General features: G+C 70.0%; 1 protein-coding gene. It reads left to right on the top strand.

The annotated features are described in order from the left end of the window. Positions 1–153: 153 nt before the first annotated feature. Positions 154–429 carry a hypothetical protein gene (locus TN53_RS46335; RefSeq protein ID WP_199924750.1) on the top strand — a complete coding sequence of 92 codons (276 nt, stop codon included), beginning with the start codon at positions 154–156 and terminating at the stop codon, positions 427–429. Positions 430–716: the final 287 nt, after the last annotated feature.

Here is a 716-nt window from a genome sequence, read left to right as displayed (position 1 = left end):
GGGCTACACCACTGTCACCTCGGGCAACGACGCGTACACCACCCAGTGCAACGACTCCGGCCTCGTGATGCGCGCCTGCGGCACCAACGGCCGGGGCGGCAGTATCGAATGCACCGGCTGGTTCTGACCGACGGTGCTTCACCGTACTGCCGGGTGATCACGGCGTCCCTGCCCTGGTCATCCGGCGTACCGGCTCCCGTCACGCGCCGGCTCGCTTCCGCCCGTGCCGTCCGCGAGAGCTACATCGGGCCCTGGCTGCCCGAGCTGTTGCTGAGCGCATCGGACGTCGCCGAGGGCGCCGAGCCGGCCGACGCCGTCTCGACCGCGCTGCTGGTGGTGCTGGAGACGCCGGCGCCGGTGGAGCGGGCGGTGTTCGTGCGGAGATCGAGGAGTTCCTCGGGTGGCCCGAGGCGACCGTGCGGCAGATAGTCCACCGGCGGGGTGGTGGACGATGCTCTGCTCGATCAGCCAGTCCGGCACCGGCGGGCGGGCCTCGATACTGCGCCGGTGCTCGGCCTCACGGCGTTCCTCATCGACGATCCACCGCCGAGTACGGGCCAGATCCCGCTCCTGGATCCCAGGAAACGGAGCAGGACCAGCTTCGACGACTTGAATCGTGCACCAGTTTGATTACAGGCGATGGCCTGACCCCCGCAGCCCGGCAGCCCGCAGCCCGGCAGCCCAGGAGACACCGTGGACCGCATGAGCCTCGACGA

Origin of the sequence: Streptomyces sp. WM6386 (assembly GCF_000972385.1) — a bacterium.
Lineage (GTDB): Bacteria > Actinomycetota > Actinomycetes > Streptomycetales > Streptomycetaceae > Streptomyces.
The sequence above is the reverse complement of the archived record's forward strand: the minus strand, read 5'-3'. Positions and strand labels throughout refer to the sequence as shown.